The following is an 18,392-nucleotide window of genomic DNA, read 5'->3' as shown; positions in this document are numbered from 1 at the left end:
GGACATCATGAACGCAACCGATCCGCTCGGCCGGCTCTCCGCCGAAGGCGTCGCCATCTGGCTCGACGACCTCTCGCGCGACCGGCTGACCACGGGCAACCTCCAGTCGCTGATCGACGGCAGGCACGTCGTCGGCGTCACCACCAACCCGTCGATCTTCCAGGCCGCCATCACCAAGAGCAGCCTGTACGACGACGACCTCCGCCGCCACGCGGGCCAGGGCTCCGACGCCGACGCCGCCGTACGCGACCTCACGACCGACGACGTCCGCGCCGCCGCCGACCTGTTCGCGCCGGTCGCCGGGCGCAGCACCAACGGCGACGGCCGGGTCTCCATCGAGGTCGACCCGCGGCTGGCGCACGACACCGCCGCCACCATCACCCAGGCCCGCGAGCTGTGGAGCGAGGTCGACCGCCCGAACATCTACGTGAAGATCCCGGCGACGAAGGCCGGCCTGCCGGCCATCACCGCGACCATCGCGGCGGGAATCAGCGTGAACGTCACACTGATCTTCTCCATCGACCGCTACCGTGAGGTCATGGACGCCTACCAGGCGGGACTCGAGCAGCGGGTCGCCGCCGGTGAGTCGCTCGACGGCATCGCCTCGGTCGCGTCCTTCTTCGTGAGCCGGGTCGACTCCGAGATCGACAAGCGGCTGGAGTCCATCGGCTCGGACGAGGCACTGGGGCTGCGCGGGCAGTCCGCCGTCGCCAACGCCCGGCTCGCCTACGCCGCGTACGAGGACGTCATCGCCGCCGACCGCTGGCAGCGGCTGGAGGCGGCCGGCGCCCAGCGGCAGCGGCCGTTGTGGGCGTCGACGTCGACGAAGAACCCCGACTACCCCGACACCCTCTACGTCACCGAACTCGTCGCGCCCGACACCGTCAACACCATGCCCGAGGCGACCATCGAGGCCGTCGCCGACCACGGCGACATCACCGGTGACACCATCCGGCCCAACCGCGAGAACGCCTGGAACACGCTCGCCGCGGTCCGCGCCGCCGGCGTCGACCTCGACGACGTCAGCGAGGTCCTCGAGCGCGAGGGCGTGGAGAAGTTCGAGACGAGCTGGAACGACCTGCTCGAGTCCGTCAACGCCAAGCTGGAGGCCGCCAAGTGACCGCTCTGACCGTCACGACGTTCGGCGTCGACGCGGACGCCGTCGTCGACGGCCTGGTCGGCGAGAAGGTCGCGTCGCGCATCGCGGCGAAGGACGCCACGCTGTGGGGCCCGGAGGCCGAGCCCGAGGCGTCCATCCGGCTGGGCTGGACCGACCTGCACGAGACGTCGCGGCCGCTGCTGGCCGAGATCGAGGCGCTGTCGGCGCAGCTGCGGGCCGAGGGCCTCGACCGCATCGTGCTGGCCGGCATGGGCGGCTCGTCGCTCGCGCCGGAGGTCATCACCAGGTCGGCGGGGGTCGAGCTGACCGTGCTCGACACCACCGACCCGGGCGCGGTGCGCCGGGCGCTGGCCGACCGGCTCGACCGCACCGTCCTGGTCGTGTCGAGCAAGTCCGGCTCGACGGTCGAGACCGACAGCCAGCGCCGGGTGTTCGAGGCCGCCTTCACGGCGGCCGGCATCGACGCCGCCAGCCGCATCGTCGTCGTGACGGACCCGGGCTCCGGCCTCGCCGACCTGGCGGCCGAGCGGGGCTACCGCAAGGTGTTCCTCGCCGACCCCGACGTCGGCGGCCGCTACTCCGCGCTGACGGCTTTCGGCCTGGTCCCGAGCGGGCTGGCCGGCGCCGACATCGCCGCGTTGCTGGACTCCGCAAGTGCTGTCGCCGCCGTCCTCTCAGGCGACGTCCCCGACAACCCGGCGCTGCGCCTGGGCGCCGCGCTCGCCGGCGGTCACGGCGGTCACATTCCGGCCTCGGCTGAGGAGCGTACCTCGGCCGAGAGCTACGACAAGGTCGCCATCGCCGACTCCGGCTCCGGCATCGTGGGTCTGGCGGACTGGGCCGAGCAGCTCATCGCCGAGTCCACCGGCAAGCAGGGCACCGGCGTCCTGCCGATCGCCAGCGGCAGCGTCGACGACCCCGAGGTCGCCCACCCCGCCGCCGACGTCCTGCCCGCCGTCGTCGGCTCCCCCGCGCAGCCGCCCGCCAAGGGCGTCGTCGTCGCCGGTGAGCTGGGCGCGCAGTTCCTGCTCTGGGAGTACGCGACGGCCGTCGCCGGGAAGCTGCTGGGCATCAACCCGTTCGACCAGCCCGACGTCGAGAGCGCGAAGGTCGCCGCCCGCGGCCTGCTCGACGCCACGCCGGAGCCCGAGGCGCCGGCCTTCACCGACGGCGTCGTCGAGGTCCGTGGCTCGGCCGGCCTGCTCGACGGCGTCGACTCGCTCTCCGGGGCCGTCGACGCCCTGCTCGGGCGGCTGGCGCCCAACGGCTACCTCGCCGTCATGGCCTACCTCGACCGCGAGGGCGCCGACGCCGAGCTCGCCGACGTCCGCGTCCCGCTCGAGCGGCGCACCGAGCGGCCCGTCACCTTCGGCTGGGGCCCGCGGTTCCTGCACTCCACCGGGCAGTACCACAAGGGCGGCCCGGCGCAGGGCGTGTACCTGCAGGTCACCGGCGCGCCGGCGGAGGACCTCGAGATCCCGGAGCGGCCGTTCACGTTCGGGCAGCTGATCGCCGCCCAGGCCACCGGCGACGCCCAGGTGCTGGCCGACCACGACCGTCCGGTGCTCCGGCTGCACCTGACCGACCGCAAGGCAGGCATCGAGACCCTGAGGGGCATCCTGAGGTGAACGTCCAGAACCCGCTGCGCGACAAACGCGACAAGCGGCTGCCCCGCATCGCCGGCCCGTCCGGCCTGGTGATCTTCGGGGTCACCGGTGACCTCGCGCGCAAGAAGCTGATGCCGGCGGTGTACGACCTCGCCAACCGCGGCCTGCTGCCGCCCGGTTTCTCGCTGGTCGGCTTCGCCCGGCGCGACTGGGCGACCCAGGACTTCGGCAAGATCGTGCACGACGCCGTCAAGCAGCACGCGCGCACCCCGTTCCGGGAGGCGACCTGGCGGCAGCTCGCGCAGGGGTTCCGGTTCGTCCCGGGCGACTTCTCCGACGACGACGCGTTCGACCGGCTGGCCGAGACCGTCCACGAGCTGGACGACCAGCAGGGCACCGGCGGCAACTACGCGTTCTACCTGTCGATCCCGCCGTCGTTCTTCGACATCGTCAGCAAGCAGCTGGACCGCTCCGGGCTGGCTCACCCCGACGGCCCGGAGCAGTGGCGGCGGGTGATCATCGAGAAGCCGTTCGGGCACGACCTCGAGAGCGCCCGCCAGCTCAACGCGACCGTCGAGAACATCTTCCCGCCCGACGCGATCTTCCGCATCGACCACTACCTGGGCAAGGAGACGGTCCAGAACATCCTGGCGCTGCGCTTCGCCAACCAGTTGTTCGAGCCGATCTGGAACGCCCACTACGTCGACCACGTGCAGATCACCATGGCCGAGGACATCGGCATCGAGGGCCGGGCCGGCTACTACGACGGCATCGGCGCGGCCCGCGACGTCATCCAGAACCACCTGCTGCAACTGCTGGCGCTGGTGGCCATGGAGGAGCCGGTGTCGTTCAACGCGTCGGACCTGCGCGCCGAGAAGGAGAAGGTGCTCTCGGCGGTGCGGCTCCCCGACGACCTCAGCGAGCACACGGCGCGCGGGCAGTACGCGGCGGGCTGGGCCGGCGGCGTCAAGGTGAAGGGCTTCCTCGAGGAGGACGGCATCCCGCCGGAGTCCACCACGGAGACCTACGCCGCCGTCCGCCTCGACATCGACACCCGCCGCTGGGCGGGCGTGCCGTTCTACCTGCGCACCGGCAAGCGGCTCGGGCGCCGCGTCACCGAGGTGGCCATCGTGTTCAAGCGGGCGCCGCACCTTCCGTTCGAGTCCACCGCCACCGAGGAGCTGGGCCAGAACGCGCTGGTCATCCGGGTGCAGCCGGACGAAGGCACCACCATCCGGTTCGGGTCGAAGGTGCCGGGCACGGCCATGGAGGTGCGCGACGTCACCATGGACTTCGGCTACGGCGGCTCGTTCACCGAGGAGAGCCCGGAGGCGTACGAGCGACTCATCCTCGACGTCCTGCTCGGCGACCCGCCGCTGTTCCCGCGGCACGAAGAGGTGGAGCTGTCCTGGAAGATCCTCGACCCGATCGAGGACTTCTGGGCCCAGAGCTCCGTGCGGCCCGAGCAGTATCCCCCGGGCGACTGGGGCCCCGCATCAGCCGACGAGATGCTGGCCCGCGACGGCCGCAGCTGGAGGCGTCCATGATCATCGACATTCCCTCCACCACCGCGGCCGACGTCGGCAAGCGCCTGGTCGACCTACGCGAGAAGCACGGCGCCGTCGCGCTGGGCCGCGTCCTGACGCTGGTCATCGTCACCGAGGAGGCCAACGCCGAGGACGCCATCGAGTCGGCGAACCAGGCCAGCCACGAGCACCCGTGCCGCATCATCACCGTCATCCGCGGCACGTCGCGCGGGTCGGCACGGCTGGACGCGCAGATCCGGGTCGGCGGCGACGCCGGCGCCAGCGAGGTGGTCGTGCTGCGGCTGTTCGGGCCGCTCACCGGGCACGCGGAGTCCGTCGTGATCCCGTTGCTGCTGCCCGACAACCCGGTGGTCGCCTGGTGGCCGGCCGAGTCGCCCGCGGTGCCCGCCGACGACCCCGTCGGGCGGCTGGCGCAGCGGCGCATCACCGACGCCGCGGCGTGCAAGCGGCCGAGCGCCGCCCTGCAGGAACGGGCCGAGAGCTACCAGCCGGGCGACACCGACCTCGCGTGGACCCGGCTCACGCTGTGGCGGGCGCTGCTGGCGGCGGCCCTCGACCAACCGCCGCACGAGGAGATCATGGCGGCGCGGGTGGTGGGCGGGCCCGACAACCCGAGCGCCGACCTGCTGGCCGGGTGGCTGGCGCACACGCTGCGGGTCCCGGTCACGCGGACCAAGGCGACCGGCGTCGACGGCCTGCTCAGTGTGCGGCTGGACCGCCCGTCCGGCGCCATCGGCATCGAGCGGCCCGACGAGGAGGTCGCGACGCTGACCGTCCCCGGCCGGGCCGACCGCCGCGTCGCCCTCCCCCGTCGCTCCGCCGGCGACTCCCTGGCCGAGGAGCTGCGCCGCCTCGACCCCGACGACGTCTACGCCGAGGTCATCCAGGAAGGGCTCGAGGAGCTGCACGAGACCGGCAAGATCACCCGGACCAAGGCGAAGGCCAGGCGATGACCACACCCACGATCGTGATCCACCGCGACGCCGAGGTGCTCGTGCAGGCGGTGGCGGCCCGGCTCATCACCCGTCTGGTCGACGCCCAGGCCGCCCACGGCGACGCGTCGGTGGTGCTCACCGGCGGGACGGCGGGCATCGCGACGCTGCGGGCCGTGGCGGCCTCGCCGGCCCGCTCCGCCGTCGACTGGGCAGCGCTGTCCGTCTGGTGGGGCGACGAGCGGTTCCTGCCGTCCGGCGACCCCGAGCGCAACGAGACGCAGGCCCGCGCGGCGCTGCTGGACCACGTGCCGGTCGACCCGGCGCGGGTGTTCGCCATGCCGGCGGCGTCGGGCGATCTCACCCCGGAGGACGCGGCGGCGCGGTACGCGGACGTGCTGGCCGACGAGACGGAGAAGCGGCTGCACTCCGGCGCGCCGGCGTTCGACGTCCTGCTGCTCGGCGTCGGGCCGGACGGCCACGTCGCGTCGCTGTTCCCCGAGCACCCTGGCCTGCACGACGACCGCACGGTGGTCGGCGTGCGTGGCGCGCCCAAGCCGCCGCCCGAGCGGGTCAGCCTGAGCCTGCCGGTCATCCGGTCGGCCGACGAGGTGTGGCTGGTCGTGGCCGGTGCCGACAAGGCGACGGCCGTCCGGCTGGCGCTCGGCGGGTCCGGGCCGGTGCAGATCCCGGCGGCCGGCGCCCAGGGCCGGCGGGCGACGCGGTGGCTGCTCGACCGCGCCGCCGCGGCCGAGCTCCCGCCCGGACTGGACCGGCTGGCGTCGCCCTGAGATCGCCCTACATCGGGACAGATGTGACACAACGGCGAAGGCTTGCCTATCCTTCCCCGCGTGGCGTCGATGAAGGCGAAGAAGAAGTGCTGCCGCGACCGGCCGCGGTGCAAGGTGTGCCCGGTCGTGCTCAAGCGGCTGGCCGATGCGGGGTTGCTGGAGCGCGAGAGCAAGCGCCGCTACTCCTTCGACGCCAAACCCCCGAAGGCCGCCGTCGCCGCCGCCCGCACCGTCTGACGCCGACCCCGCCTGGAATGATCACGTTCAGTTGGCGTGTTCACGCTCACCCAGGCATGCATGCCTGGTGAAGCGAGTACACGCCGGCCCGACGCCGAACACAGGACTTCTCCCGCTTACCCAGGCATGCATTCCTGGGTGAGCGGGAGTAACCCCACTGAACGTGATCATTCCGGGGCGGGCGCGCGGAGGAAGGCGGCCACGTCGGGGTGCTGGAAGAAGTCGGCCCAGCCGGCGGCGTCGAGGTGGAAGCGGTCGTCCTGGGCCGAGACGTCCGCACCGCGCGAGACCAGCAGCTTCACGACGTCCAGTGCGCCGGCCCCGGCGGCGTAGTGCAGCGCCCCGTCGACCGGCGCGCCGGCCGCCGCCAGCGCCCGCACCACGTCCCAATGGTGCAGTCCGGCCGCCTCGGCCGTCAGCGTCGCACGCACGGCCGGCGCACCGGCACCGAGCGCGGCCGCCACGCCGGCCGCGTCTCCACGCAGCGCCGCCGCCACGACGTCGTCCCGCAAGTCCGCCTCGGCGCGGTACAGGTCGCGCAGCAGGCAGATCTCCGCGCCGTGCGCCATCACCTCGCGATTCACGTGCAGCACGAGCTTGGCCATCGAGTCCTCGGCGTACGGCCCGCCACGCGGCCCGAGCGGGCGCAGCATCGCCTCGTCGTCCAAGGCCGCGACGCCGGAGCGCCACAGCTCGTACGCCTCGTCCAGCAGCGTCAGCGCCCCCTCCGCGGTCGCCGGCAGCGGCTCCGGCCAGTGCCGCGCGTCGTACATGTCGGCGTCGGCCGCGGCCGGGTCGAAGAACGCCCGCGCGCGCTTGCCGAGCACGTCGCGGCCGACGTGCATGGCGCGCCAGGCGATCGTCGTGACGGGCGGAAGCGGCGGCTCCGGCTGGACGGACTCCAGGTCCAGCGCGCCGCCCTCGCCCACCGGGCGCAGGCTCCACGCCCCGTCGACCGGCTCCCACCGGTACTCGTCGTCGGTCAGGCCGGCCAGGCGCGGCCGGAAATGGACAGTCCAGTAGAACTCGAGCTGGTCGAGCAGGTCCGTGCTCCACGTCATGCAGACCACGGTAGGACCCAAATAGGACACCGTCTGTCATATAAAGGAAGACATGCGCGCCGAACGCCTCGTCCAGATCGTCCTGCTACTGCAGACGCACGGCCGGCTGACGGCGGGCGAGCTGGCTCGGCGGCTGGAAGTGTCGGCCCGGACGGTGCAGCGCGACCTCGACTCCCTCAGCGGGGCCGGCTTCCCCGTCTACGCCGACCGCGGCCGGTCCGGCGGCTGGTCGCTCGCCGCCGACTACCGGACCCGGCTGACCGGCCTCTCCCCCGCCGAGACCGCCGCGCTGTTCGTCGCGTCGACGGCGCACGTCCTCGCCGATCTCGGGCTGGACGCCGCCGCGGGGACGGCCGAAGCCAAGCTGCTCGCGACGGTGCCCTCGCACGCGCGGCGGCAGGCCGATCTCGCCCGGGAACGCGTGCTCGTCGACCACGCCGACTGGATGGACACCCGCGAGCCGTCACCGTGGCTGCCGGTGCTGCAGCAGGCGGTCTGGGACGACACCCGCGTCCGCCTCACCTACGGCAGCGCGCCGGACGCCGTCGACGTCGAGCCGCTGGGGCTGGTCGCGAAGAAGCGGTCGTGGTACCTCGTCGCCCGCAAGGCGACCGGGGAGTTCCGCACCTACCGGGCCGACCGCATCGTCCACGCCGACGCCACCGACGAGCGGTTCGACCGGCCGGACGACTTCGATCTCACCGAGCACTGGCGGCGCGGCAGCGACCGCTACTTCGCCGAGCTGCGCCGCTACCCGGTCCGGCTACGGGTCCGCGGCTACGCCGCCGTGCGGCTGCGCTGGGCCCGCAACGCCGTCGTCGACACCGAGTCGGCGCCTGACGAGGACGGCTGGTCGGAGGTCGCGATGACCTTCGAATCGGCCCACGAGACCCGGATCCACCTGCTCGGGCTGGCCGGCGACGTGGTGGTGCTGGAGCCCGTGGAGCTACGTGAGGCCATGCGCCACGCCGCCCAGCAGTTCCTGGACCAGAACGGCTAGAGCGAGCGGCGCTTGCGCAGCGCCTGAAGCGCCTCTTCGAGGATGGCCGCGCCGTCCTCGTCGCTGCGCCGCTCCTTCACGTACGCGAGGTGCGTCTTGTACGGCTCGGTGCGCGGCGCCGCCGGCGGGTGATCGGGGTCCTGGCTGGCCGGAAGCCCGCAGCGGATGCAGTCCCAGGACTCCGGGATGACAGCCTCGGCGGCGAAGCTGGGCGAACTCTCATGCCCGTGCTCGCAGTAGTACGTGACCCTGCGGCGTGGTGCGGAATCGCCGCGTTCTGCCTCGCCCATGGGCCCGGCGCCCACCCGACTGCCACGGATCGCGTTGCCTCCGACCACGGTGCGTCCTCTCTGACGGTTCTAGCTGGCGTTCAGCAGGCCGAGCGCGACGATGGCGGCGCCCCAGACGAGACCCAGGGCGATCGTGAGCCGGTCGAGGTTGCGCTCGGCGACCGAGGAGCCGCCCAGCGAGGTGGACACGCCACCGCCGAACATGTCGGACAGGCCGCCACCCTTGCCCTTGTGCATGAGCACCAGCAGGATCAGCAACGCGCTGGTGATGACCAGCAGGATCGAGAATGCCAGTTCCACGGTGGTGTGCCTTCGTCCTTCCGGATCGGCCGGCCGGCAGAGCGCCGGTCGCACGGTCCAAGACTACGCGTTCGAGCCCGTCGTGCCGAATGGTACCCGCTCGCTGGGAATGATCATGTCCCCGCCCCCGGCCGATGAGACGGGCCGGACGACGGGGACACGAATGTGCTGGTGCTCAGGGGTTGCGGTGGTACCGGGCGATCAGCGCGAACTCGTCGGCGTTGATGCTCGCACCGCCCACCAGGGCGCCGTCGACGTCGGGCTGCTCCATGATCGGCTTGACGTTCGCCGCCTTCACCGAGCCGCCGTAGAGGATGCGGATGCCCGCGGCGACCTCGGCGCCGTACAGCTTGGCCAGCCGCTCGCGGATGGCCGCGGCCAGCTCCTGGGCGTCGTCGGGCGTCGCGACCTCGCCGGTGCCGATGGCCCAGACCGGCTCGTACGCGACGACGATCTTGGCGGCCTGCTCGGCGGGCAGACCGTCGAGCGCGCCGTCGAGCTGCGCCAGCGTGTGCTCGACGTGCCGGTTCTCCTGCCGGACCTCCAGCGGCTCGCCGACGCACAGGATCGGCGTGAGCTCGTGCTGGTACGCCGCCTTGATCTTGGCGCCGACCAGCTCGTCGGTCTCGCCGTGGTACTCGCGCCGCTCGGAGTGGCCGACGACGACGTACGTGCAGCCCAGCTTCGCCAGCATGGCCCCGGAGATCTCGCCCGTGTAGGCGCCGGAGGCGTGCTGGGAGAGGTCCTGCGCGCCGTACGCGATGTTGTAGCGGTCGGCGTCGATCAGCGTCTGCACCGATCGGATGTCGGTGAACGGCGGCAGCACCGCCACCTCGACCTTCTCGAGGTCATCGTCGTTGAGTGAGAAGGCGAGCTTCTGCACCAGCGCGATGGCCTCGAGGTGGTTGAGGTTCATCTTCCAGTTGCCGGCCATGAACGGCCGGCGGGTGGTCTGTGCCACGTCAGTCCTCCAACACGGTGAGGCCGGGAAGCTCCTTGCCCTCGAGCAGTTCCAGCGAGGCCCCGCCGCCGGTCGAGATGTGCGTGAACGCGCCCTCGTCGAGGCCCAGCTGTCGGACCGCGGCCGCGGAGTCGCCACCGCCGACGACGCTGGTGCCGCCGACCAGCGAAGATATGGCGACCGCGACCTCTCGCGTGCCCTCGGCGAACGGGGCCAGCTCGAACACGCCCATCGGGCCGTTCCAGACCACCGTCTTCGCGTCGACCAGCTTGCCGCGGAACAGCTCGATGGTGGCCGGGCCGATGTCGAGGCCCTTCTGGTCGGCCGGGATGGCCGCCGCCTGCACCACGGACGTGGCGGCGTCGGCGCTGATGTCGGCCGCGACGACGACGTCGACCGGCAGCACCAGCTCGACGCCGCGGTCAGCCGCGCGCGACAGGTACTCGCGGACGGTGTCGAGCTGCTCCTCCTCGAGCAGCGAGCCGCCGACCTCGTAGCCCTGGGCCTTGAGGAACGTGAACGCCATGCCGCCGCCGATGAGCAGGCGGTCGACCTTCTCGAGCAGGTTGTCGATGACGCCCAGCTTGTCCGAGACCTTCGAGCCGCCCAGCACGACGACGTACGGACGCTCGGGGTCGTCGAGGACCTTCGCGAACGCCCGCACCTCGGCCTGGACCAGCAGCCCGGCCGCGTGCGGCAGCGCCTTGGCGAGGTCGTAGACACTGGCCTGCTTGCGGTGCACGACGCCGAAGCCGTCGGACACGAACACGTCGCCCAGCTCGGCCAGCTCGGCCGCGAACGCGCCGCGCTCGGCGTCGTCCTTGCTGGTCTCGCGCGCGTCGAAACGCAGGTTCTCGAGCAGTGCGACGTCGCCGTCGGCCAGCGCGGCGACCGTCTTCTGCGCGTTCTCACCGACGGTGTCGGTGGCGAACGCGACCTCGGCGCCGAGCAGCTCGGACAGCCGCTTCGCCACCGGCGCCAGCGAGTACTTCGCGTCGGGTGCGCCCTTCGGGCGGCCCAGGTGCGCCATGACGACGACCCGGGCACCCGCCGCGGTCAGCTGCTGGATGGTCGGCACCGACGCCCGCACCCGGCCGTCGTCCGTGATCACGGACTCGCCGGCCTCGCCTTCCAACGGCACGTTGAGGTCGGAGCGCAGGAGGACCCGCTGACCGCGCAGGTCCCCCAGCTCGTCGATTCCCCTCATCACGCTCAGAGCGAGGCGCCGACGAAGCGGACCAGGTCGACCAGACGGTTGGAGTAGCCCCACTCGTTGTCGTACCAGCCCACGACCTTGACCTGGTCGCCGATGACGCGGGTCAGGCCGGAGTCGAAGATGCACGAGGCGGGGTCGGTGACGATGTCGGAGGAGACGATCTCGTCCTCGGTGTAGCGCAGGTAGCCGGCCAGCGCGCCCTCGGCGGCCGCCTTGTACGCGGCGTTGACCTCGTCGACGGTGACCTCGCGCGACAGCGTGACGGTGAGGTCGGTGGCCGAGCCGGTGGGCGTGGGCACCCGCAGGGCGAAGCCGTCGAGCTTGCCCTTGAGCTCCGGCAGCACGAGGCCGATGGCCTTGGCCGCACCGGTGCTGGTGGGGACGATGTTCAGCGCGGCGGCACGAGCGCGGCGCAGGTCCTTGTGCGGGCCGTCCTGCAGGTTCTGGTCGGCGGTGTAGGCGTGCACCGTGGTCATGAGACCGCGCTCGATGCCGAACGCGTCGTTGATGACCTTGGCCAGCGGCGCCAGGCAGTTGGTGGTGCAGGAGGCGTTGGAGATGATCGAGTGAGCGGCCGGGTCGTAGGTGTCCTCGTTGGCACCCAGGACGACGGTGACGTCCTCGTTCTTCGCCGGGGCGGAGATGATGACCTTCTGCGCGCCGCCGTCGATGTGCGCCTTCGCCTTGGTGGCGTCGGTGAAGAACCCGGTGGACTCGACGACGATGTCGGCGCCGAGCTCCTTCCACGGCAGCTGGGCCGGGTCGCGCTCGGACAGCACCTTGAACGACTGGCCGCCGGCGCTGATGGTGTCGCCGTCGTGGCTGACGTCGGCGAGCGTGCCGAGGATGGAGTCGTACTTCAGCAGGTGCGCGAGGGACTTGGTGTCGGTGAGGTCGTTGGCGCCGACGATCTCGATGTCGCCGCCGCCCTGAGCGAAGACCGCGCGGGCGAAGTTGCGCCCGATCCGGCCGAATCCGTTGATGCCAACACGAACGGTCATCAGGAGATGCTCCTTCACGGTTCAGGGTGATCAAGGACGGTCGTCCACCCCGTCGTGGTGACCCAGACGAAACATTAGGGCATCACTACCGGAAACGTTGAGTGGCCCGTCATCCGCATGCTAGTACCCTCCTCGGCCCTCGGAGCGGCACCCGCTACCATCGGCCCGTCCACGCGGCCGGCAGGGGGATCAACGGGTGACCATCTATCTCGTCCTGGGCTTCGCCGGGCTCGCTTTCCTGCTGGTGTCACTACTGGCCGGCGAGTTCCTGGACGGGGTCCTCCACATCGGCGGCGACTGGTTCTCCAGCGCCGCCGCGGCCGCATTCGTGTCCGCGTTCGGCTTCTGCGCCTCACTGGCGCAGTCCGCCGACCTCGGCACGGCCGCGACGCTCGGGCTCGGCGTGGCCGCCGGCGCGCTCGTCGCGGCGCTCACCGCCTGGCTGACCAGGCTGCTCAAGGACGGCGCCACCGACCAGACTCCGCGCACCACCGACATCATCGGCTACGACGGCGTCGTGGTCTCGACCATCCCGGAGGCGGGGTTCGGGGTGGTCAGTATCAGCGTCGGCGGGCATCTCACCCGGCTGAACGCGCGCGCCGTCGAGGCGATCGAGAGCGGCGCCCCGGTCACCGTCGTCGGCGTCCTGTCACCCACCGCTGTGTCCGTCGCCCGCCTGTAGCGGGCTCCGCCAACGGGGAGATCCACATATGAGTGAAACGACCATCACCGTCATCGGACTCATCGTCCTTCTTGTTCTGATCGTCCTGCTCATCACCAGCCGCTACAAGGTGGCCGGGCCGAACGAGGCCTACATCGTCACCGGACGCCGCGGCAAAGCCGTCCGCAATCCCGAGACCGGCATCATCTCCACCGACCTGTCCGGCCAGCGCGTCGTGATGGGCGGCGGCACGTTCGTCATCCCGTTCGTCCAGAAGCTGCACATCCTCGACCTCTCCAGCCGCCGGCTGTCGGTGCAGATCCGCGGCGCCGTGTCCGGCCAGGGCGTCAAGCTCAACGTCGAAGGCGTCGCCATCGTCAAGGTCGGCGGCAACGAGGACCAGATCCGCGCCGCCGCGCAGCGCTTCCTCACGCAGCAGGAGGAGGTCGAGACGTTCACGCAGGAGGTCCTGGCCGGTGCGCTCCGGTCGATCGTCGGCGGGCTGAGCGTCGAGCAGATCATCCGCGACCGCGCCGCGTTCGCCCAGCGCGTCGCCGACGAGTCCGAGAACTCCCTCACAGGCCAGGGCCTGGTGCTGGACACCTTCCAGATCCAGGACATCACCGACGACGGCAGCTACCTGTCCGACCTGGGCCGCCCCGAGGCCGCCCGGATCGGGCAGGAGGCGGCCATCGCCGAGGCCAACGCGCGGCAGGCTGCCGAGCAGGCGCGCATCCTGGCCGAGGAGGAGATCGCCGTCGCCCAGCGCGGGCTGGCGCTGCGGCAGGCCGAGATCAAGGCCGAGACCGACGCCGCGTCGGCGCGGGCGGCCGCCTCCGGCCCGCTCGCCCAGGCCGACCAGGACCAGGCGATCCTCGCCGAGCAGGAGAAGGTCGCCGTCCGCCAGGCCGCGCTCACGGAGCGGCAGCTGGACACCCAGGTGCGCAAGCCCGCCGACGCCGAGCGGTACCGCGTCGAGCAGGAGGCCGAGGGCAAGCGGAACTCCGACATCGCCGAGGCCGAGGCGCGCAAGGCGGCCGCCATCGCCGCCGCCGAGGGCCGCGCCGAGGAGGCCCGGCTGGTCGGTGAGTCGGAGAAGGCCCGCCGCGCGGCGCTGGCCGAGGCGGAGGCGATCGAGGGCGCCAAGCGCGGTGAGGCCGAGAAGGCCCGCCGCGTCGCCGAGGCCGAGGCCGTCCGCGCCGAGGGCGACGCCGAGGCGTCGGCCATCCTCGCCCGCGGTCACGCCGAGGCGGAGGCGATGGACAAGCGCGCCGAGGCGTTCGCGCACTACAACGAGGCGGCGGTGCTCCAGATGCTGGTGGAGGTGCTGCCGACCATCGCCCGCGAGGTGTCCGCGCCGATCGGCGCGATCGACAAGCTGACGGTGGTGTCGACCGACGGTGTGAGCTCGCTGCCCCGGCAGGTCACCGACAACGTCGTCCAGACGCTGGAGATGCTGAAGAACGCGACCGGCCTCGACCTCGACGAGCTGATCAAGAGCGCCGCGTCGGGCGCGGTGGGCCGGCTCGGCGGCTCGAACGGCTCGTCCGACGGCGCCGCGCCGGACGGCGTGCCGGTGCCGCGGCCCTGACGCTCACCACCAGGCGATCGCCGTCGTGGTCCCGGGCCTGACCTCGGTCAGGCCGCCGTCGCGGACCACGACGGCGACGCGGTCCAGCGCCGTCGCCCACTCCCGCGGCGGCACCGGGACGAGCCGGACCGGGCAGCCGGCCGCCGTCCACTCGCGCCGCCGGCTCGGCGGCATCGCGTGCCAGGCGAGCTGGGCGGCGTGCCCGGCCTGGGCGGCGGCCTTGCCCGCCGTCATCGCCACCGCGGGGTTCAGGGCCACGGCGAGCGCGGCGGGCTCGGCGTCGAGCGGCTCGCCCTCGGCGTCGCGCACCTCGGTGCCGCCGACCTGCAGCCTGCGCACCTCGTCGGGCAGCTCGCCGACCGGGCCGGGCAGCAGCGCCCGCACGCCGGCGCCGCCATGCGTCACCCCGACGCCGGGAAGCTCCCGCACCCGCTGCCAGTGGATGCCGCGGGCGCGGCGGACCACCTTGCGGATCCAGCCGTCCTCGTACTGACGGACCGCGGCCGCCCACTCAGGGTCGGCGTCGTCGGCGTACCCGGCGTCGACCAGCCGGGCGACCGCCGACGCGACCGCCTCCAGCAACGCCCGCCGGGTGGGCGGGTCGCCCTCCGCCGAACCGGGCCTGGGCAGGTGGACGACGATCTGCATCGCCCACGCGTCCGGCCCGGCCGGCGGGCCGGCCTCGGGTGTGTCTCCCGGGTCCATGGACTACCGCGCGACGCCCAGGCGGCGCCTCGCGGCGTTCTCGTCAGTCGCCATAGGCACCGCTATGACTCCTTCCTCGGCCTTGCGAGGCATCGACCTGGACGCCGCTCGCAACGGCCGAGACCCGAGAGACACAGCCGGTCACGGGGCGAGCATGTCCGGTGTGAGGCTGGCCTCGGTGTCGGGGATGCCTTCGTCGGCGGCCTTGCGGTCGGCCATGGCGAGCAGCCGGCGGATGCGGCCGGCCACGGCGTCCTTCGTCATCGGCGGGTCGGACAGCTGGCCCAGCTCTTCGAGGCTGGCCTGCTTGTTCTCCAGCCGCATGACGCCGGCCTGACGCAGGTGGTCGGGAACGTCCTCGCCCAGGATCTCCAGCGCCCGCTCGACCCGCGCACCCGCGGCGACGGCGGCCCGCGCCGACCGGCGCAGGTTGGCGTCGTCGAAGTTGGCCAGCCGGTTCGCCGTGGCCCGGACCTCGCGGCGCATGCGCCGCTCCTCCCACGCCAGCACGCTGTCGTGCGCGCCCAGCCGGGTCAGCAGCGCGCCGATGGCGTCGCCGTCGCGCACCACCACGCGGTCGGTCCCCCGGACGTCGCGCGCCTTGGCCGAGATGTCCAGCCGCCGGGCCGCGCCGACCAGCGCGAGCGCCGCCTCGGGCCCCGGGCAGGTGACCTCCAGCGCCGACGACCGTCCCGGCTCGGTCAGCGAGCCGTGCGCGAGGAACGCGCCCCGCCACGCCGCCTCGGCGTCGTGGTCGGCGCCGTTCACCACCTGCGGCGGCAGCCCGCGGACCGGCCGCCCGCTGCCGTCGATCAGCCCCGTCTGCCGCGCCAGCCGCTCGCCGTCGCGCACCACGCGCACGACGTAGCGACTCCCCTTGCGCAGCCCACCGGCCGCGACCATCGCGAGGTCGCTGTCGTGGCCGAACACCTCCGCTATGTCACGTCGCAGCCTGCGGGCCGCGACCCCCGTATCCAACTCGGCCTCGATGACGATCTTCCCACTGACGATGTGCAGGCCGCCGGCAAAGCGCAGCAGCGACGACACCTCAGCCTTACGGCAGCACGTCCTGGTCACCTCGAGGCGAGCCAGCTCGTCCTTCACGGATGCTGTCATCGCCATGCCGTGATCCTGCCACACCGGAGGGCCCGTCCGGTCACGGTCACTGCATGCCGGACGGGGCCGTTCCCCTGCGCCGGGGAGGTGGGGCGACTGGTCCCTTCCTCGGATGGGGAGCACCTCACTCGCGTAGGAACCAGACGGTGGCCGGATCGGTGCCGGGTGTGGTCCTGCGGCGGGTGAGGTGTACTCGTGGCGGGTGAGGTCACCGTCATGCTCGTGAAGACCGGGGGCCCGGCGACGGCCGCGAACATCGAGGTGCCCGCTCTTCCTCCGTCCCCCTGATGGCTGCCCGTTCTTGGCCAGCAGGGGACGGCCGGCTGTCGCACCCAGCCAACCCGACCGACGGGCGCGCTTCGGCGTCAGGGGCCGACGACGAGCGCCTGGGCGTAGGTGCGGCCCAGCCGGGCGGGGTCGTGCTGGGCGCTGCCGTCGCTGCGGGCGACGTCGGCGACGACCAGTTCGGCGCCCATCTCGCCCGCGATGCGCCGCAGCAGTTTCTCGTCGGCGCAGGAGCGCCGCTCGGCGATGACGAGGTCGAGGCGCAGGTCCGGCGCGTACGCCCCGAGCACCTCCAGGTGCATCTCCGGGGTGAAGCCGGTGGTCTCGCCGCCCTCCTCGGACAGATTCAACGTCACCGCGCGCCGCGCGGACGTCGTGACCAGCGCGTCGCGGATCTCGGGGACGAGCAGGTGCGGGACGACACTGCTGAACCAGGAGCCGGGGCCGAGCACCACCCAGTCGGCGTCGGCGATCGCGTCGAGCGCCTCGGGACAGGCCGGCGGGTTCTCGGGGACCAGGCCGACCGCGACGATGTCGCCGTCGGTGGTGGCCACCTCGTGCTGCCCGCTGACGGTGAAGATCTCGCGCGGCGCGCCGGGCCCCGCGGCCGGGCGGCCGACCAGCGCCTCGATCGTCAGCGGGACGAGCGCCATCGGCAGCACGCGGCCCTGGGCTCCGAGCAGCCGGCCGACCCAGTCCAGGCCCTCGACGTGGCCGCCGAGCAGCTCCCACAGCGCGACGATGAGCAGGTTGCCGGCCGCGTGGTTGTGCAGCTCTCCCCCGCTGAGGAACCGGTGCTGCAGCACCCGCGCCCAGGTGCGGCCCCAGTCGTCGTCGCCGCACAGGGCGGCGAGCGCCATGCGCAGGTCGCCGGGCGGCAGCACGCCCAGCTCCTCGCGCAGCCGTCCGCTGGAGCCGCCGTCATCGGCGACGGTGACGACGGCGGTCAGCCGCCCCGCCATGCGACGCAGCGCCGACAGCGACGCCGCCAATCCGTGCCCGCCGCCGAGGGCGACCACCTTCGGGCCGGCGAGCCGGCCGCGGGCCGCTTCGCCCGCCTTGCTGGTGAGTGTTCCGGTCATTCCCGTCCGAGATCGCGATGGACCACGAGGGTCTCGATGCCCTGTTTACGCAGCCGCTGCGCGAGCGCCTCGCTCATCGCGACGCTGCGGTGCTTGCCTCCGGTGCAGCCGATGCCGATGGTGACGAACCGCTTGCCCTCACGCAGGTACCCGGGCGCCACCATGGCGACCAGCTCGCTGTAGTGCTCGAGGAAGTCCTCGGCCCCCGGCTGCGTCAGGACGTAGTCGCTGACCTCGGCGTCCGTGCCGTTCTGCGGCCGCAGGTGCGGCACCCAGTGCGGGTTCGGCAGGAACCGCATGTCGGCGACAAGATCAGCGTCCACCGGCAGACCGTACTTGAATCCGAACGAGATGACGATGGCCCGCAGCCCGGTGATCTCGGGCGCCGAGAACGCCGACCGCACCCGGCCGGCCAGCTCGTGCGGATTGAGCAGCGAGGTGTCGATGACGACGTCGGCGGCGACCCGCAGCGACGCCAGCTCTTCACGCTCGCGCTCGATGGCCTCGAGGATGCGGCCGCCGCCCTGCAGCGGATGCGGCCGCCGCGCGGACTCGAACCGGCGCACCAGCGCCTCGTTGCCGGCCTCGAGGAACAGCACCGTCGGGCGGTAGCCCTGCTCGGTGAGGCGGTCGAGTGCGCCCCGCAGCTCGCCGAAGAACACGCCGCCTCTGACATCGGCGACGACGGCGACGCGGCGCAGGTCGGTGCGCTGGGTGACGGTGGTGACGAGGTCCATCAGCAGCGACGGCGGCAGGTTGTCGACGACGAACCAGCCGATGTCGTCGAGTGCCGCGGTGGCCGCCGTCTTCCCGGCGCCGGACATGCCGGTGACGAGAAGCAGGTCGAGCTTCTCCGAGGCCTCGGGTCGGGCCTGGTCGTTCATGGTGC

The 18,392-nt window shown here is 72.6% G+C and carries 19 protein-coding genes; 9 read left to right on the top strand and 10 right to left on the bottom strand.

Annotated elements, in window-relative coordinates; genetic code table 11:
- The first annotated feature begins 7 nt into the window (after window positions 1–7).
- The 6 genes from tal to DZA62_RS35615 are packed head-to-tail and all read left to right on the top strand — an operon-like array spanning window position 8 to window position 6,234.
- A complete protein-coding gene (gene tal, locus DZA62_RS09325) occupies window positions 8–1,120 on the top strand; it encodes a transaldolase (protein WP_116948559.1) in 1,113 nt (370 codons plus the stop codon).
- Window positions 1,117–2,748, top strand: coding sequence for a glucose-6-phosphate isomerase (locus DZA62_RS09320; protein WP_116948558.1), 1,632 nt, complete (start codon window positions 1,117–1,119; stop codon window positions 2,746–2,748). The genes tal and DZA62_RS09320 overlap by 4 nt, the downstream gene beginning before the upstream one ends.
- Window positions 2,745–4,274 carry a glucose-6-phosphate dehydrogenase gene (zwf, locus tag DZA62_RS09315; RefSeq protein ID WP_116948557.1) on the top strand — a complete coding sequence of 510 codons (1,530 nt, stop codon included), beginning with the start codon at window positions 2,745–2,747 and terminating at the stop codon, window positions 4,272–4,274. The genes DZA62_RS09320 and zwf overlap by 4 nt, the downstream gene beginning before the upstream one ends.
- Window positions 4,271–5,227 (top strand): glucose-6-phosphate dehydrogenase assembly protein OpcA, encoded by a 957-nt coding sequence (opcA, locus tag DZA62_RS09310; protein ID WP_116948556.1) that lies wholly within the window; start codon window positions 4,271–4,273, stop codon window positions 5,225–5,227. The genes zwf and opcA overlap by 4 nt, the downstream gene beginning before the upstream one ends.
- Window positions 5,224–5,997 carry a 6-phosphogluconolactonase gene (gene pgl, locus DZA62_RS09305; RefSeq protein ID WP_116948555.1) on the top strand — a complete coding sequence of 258 codons (774 nt, stop codon included), beginning with the start codon at window positions 5,224–5,226 and terminating at the stop codon, window positions 5,995–5,997. The genes opcA and pgl overlap by 4 nt, the downstream gene beginning before the upstream one ends.
- A gap of 60 nt (window positions 5,998–6,057) precedes the next feature.
- Window positions 6,058–6,234, top strand: coding sequence for a hypothetical protein (locus DZA62_RS35615; RefSeq protein ID WP_157987566.1), 177 nt, complete (start codon window positions 6,058–6,060; stop codon window positions 6,232–6,234).
- Between the two features lie 167 nt (window positions 6,235–6,401).
- Here DZA62_RS35615 and DZA62_RS35610 read toward each other — a convergent pair whose 3' ends face one another.
- Window positions 6,402–7,295 (bottom strand): DinB family protein, encoded by an 894-nt coding sequence (locus DZA62_RS35610; RefSeq protein WP_157987565.1) that lies wholly within the window; start codon window positions 7,293–7,295, stop codon window positions 6,402–6,404.
- Window positions 7,296–7,347: 52 nt separating this feature from the next.
- On the opposite strand from DZA62_RS35610, the gene DZA62_RS09295 reads away from it, so the two are divergent.
- The gene (locus DZA62_RS09295) at window positions 7,348–8,295 is read left to right on the top strand and encodes a helix-turn-helix transcriptional regulator (protein WP_116948554.1); all 948 of its coding nucleotides are present in this window, start codon (window positions 7,348–7,350) and stop codon (window positions 8,293–8,295) included.
- Here DZA62_RS09295 and DZA62_RS09290 read toward each other — a convergent pair.
- From DZA62_RS09290 to gap, 5 genes are all read right to left on the bottom strand, one after another.
- Complete coding sequence (locus DZA62_RS09290) at window positions 8,292–8,633, bottom strand: RNA polymerase-binding protein RbpA (RefSeq protein WP_116948553.1); 342 nt, start codon at window positions 8,631–8,633, stop codon at window positions 8,292–8,294. The genes DZA62_RS09295 and DZA62_RS09290 overlap by 4 nt on opposite strands.
- Before the next feature lie 21 nt (window positions 8,634–8,654).
- Window positions 8,655–8,885: a preprotein translocase subunit SecG gene (gene secG, locus DZA62_RS09285; protein ID WP_116948552.1), complete on the bottom strand. Its 231-nt coding sequence runs from the start codon at window positions 8,883–8,885 to the stop codon at window positions 8,655–8,657.
- Window positions 8,886–9,060: 175 nt separating this feature from the next.
- A complete protein-coding gene (gene tpiA / locus DZA62_RS09280) occupies window positions 9,061–9,819 on the bottom strand; it encodes a triose-phosphate isomerase (RefSeq protein WP_116948644.1) in 759 nt (252 codons plus the stop codon).
- A 28-nt stretch (window positions 9,820–9,847) separates the two neighbouring features.
- A complete protein-coding gene (locus tag DZA62_RS09275) occupies window positions 9,848–11,053 on the bottom strand; it encodes a phosphoglycerate kinase (RefSeq protein ID WP_116948643.1) in 1,206 nt (401 codons plus the stop codon).
- Between the two features lie 5 nt (window positions 11,054–11,058).
- On the bottom strand, window positions 11,059–12,063 hold the full coding sequence (gene gap, locus DZA62_RS09270) for a type I glyceraldehyde-3-phosphate dehydrogenase (RefSeq protein WP_116948642.1): 1,005 nt from the start codon (window positions 12,061–12,063) through the stop codon (window positions 11,059–11,061).
- Between the two features lie 196 nt (window positions 12,064–12,259).
- Here gap and DZA62_RS09265 point away from each other — a divergent pair, with 196 nt between their 5' ends.
- Window positions 12,260–12,745 carry a hypothetical protein gene (locus DZA62_RS09265; RefSeq protein WP_116948551.1) on the top strand — a complete coding sequence of 162 codons (486 nt, stop codon included), beginning with the start codon at window positions 12,260–12,262 and terminating at the stop codon, window positions 12,743–12,745.
- 28 nt (window positions 12,746–12,773) lie between these two features.
- Entirely contained in the window at window positions 12,774–14,315 is a 1,542-nt protein-coding gene (locus DZA62_RS09260) for a flotillin family protein (RefSeq protein WP_116948550.1), read from the top strand.
- Window positions 14,316–14,318: 3 nt separating this feature from the next.
- Here DZA62_RS09260 and DZA62_RS09255 read toward each other — a convergent pair whose 3' ends face one another.
- The 4 genes from DZA62_RS09255 to rapZ form a co-directional block, all read right to left on the bottom strand.
- Window positions 14,319–15,020, bottom strand: a complete 702-nt coding sequence (locus DZA62_RS09255; RefSeq protein ID WP_116948549.1) for a peptidyl-tRNA hydrolase — start codon at window positions 15,018–15,020, stop codon at window positions 14,319–14,321.
- 141 nt (window positions 15,021–15,161) lie between these two features.
- The gene (whiA, locus tag DZA62_RS09250) at window positions 15,162–16,142 is read right to left on the bottom strand and encodes a DNA-binding protein WhiA (protein ID WP_116948548.1); all 981 of its coding nucleotides are present in this window, start codon (window positions 16,140–16,142) and stop codon (window positions 15,162–15,164) included.
- A gap of 359 nt (window positions 16,143–16,501) precedes the next feature.
- A complete protein-coding gene (locus DZA62_RS09245) occupies window positions 16,502–17,503 on the bottom strand; it encodes a gluconeogenesis factor YvcK family protein (protein WP_116948547.1) in 1,002 nt (333 codons plus the stop codon).
- Window positions 17,500–18,387, bottom strand: a complete 888-nt coding sequence (gene rapZ / locus DZA62_RS09240; protein WP_116948546.1) for an RNase adapter RapZ — start codon at window positions 18,385–18,387, stop codon at window positions 17,500–17,502. Before rapZ ends, DZA62_RS09245 begins: the two co-directional genes overlap by 4 nt.
- Window positions 18,388–18,392 lie beyond the last annotated feature (5 nt).

The sequence above is a fragment of the Jiangella endophytica genome (genome assembly GCF_003427025.1).
Lineage (GTDB): Bacteria > Actinomycetota > Actinomycetes > Jiangellales > Jiangellaceae > Jiangella > Jiangella endophytica.
Note: the sequence above shows the minus strand (reverse complement) of the source record. Positions and strands in the feature narration are given on the sequence as shown.